Origin of the sequence: Pseudomonas reactans (genome assembly GCF_013387025.1) — a bacterium.
Lineage (GTDB): Bacteria > Pseudomonadota > Gammaproteobacteria > Pseudomonadales > Pseudomonadaceae > Aquipseudomonas > Aquipseudomonas reactans.
The window spans coordinates 1-387 of record NZ_JACAQP010000151.1; the positions used below are offsets into that span (position 1 = coordinate 1).

The 387-nt window shown below is 39.8% G+C and carries 1 protein-coding gene; it reads right to left on the bottom strand.

The annotated features are described in order from the left end of the window. Window positions 1-58: 58 nt before the first annotated feature. Window positions 59-387: hypothetical protein (locus tag HX793_RS30830; protein WP_178905620.1), on the bottom strand; the 329-nt coding region annotated here is incomplete at its 5' end.

Genomic DNA, 387 nt, shown 5'->3' on the forward strand with positions numbered 1-387 from the left:
GAACCAGTTGGGGGTAGCTATAAGAAGGAGGAAACCAGGCTAGGTCACCTACAAAGCCTCAAAAATTCTCCTCACTCGAAGACTCGAGTAAACCAGGGTTAATACTACTCATACCAGAATTAGATGGCAGAGATTGCTGCTGTGTATGAGTTCTTGATGAAGTTTCCCCCTTTTCCTGAATTTTTCTTTTCCTAAATACAACCTTATGAGCAGCTTGTATTAGCTTCTTTGTGCCGTCTGTTAGACCCGATTGTGACCCTTCAATTATTGCTTCTTTCTCCCTTTTTAGGTTGGGTATTAAATCTTTCGATAATCCTGCTGCTCCACTAAACTCGTTACCAAATTCCTGTGGCACAAACAACTTTAGTAATAATAACATTATGATAT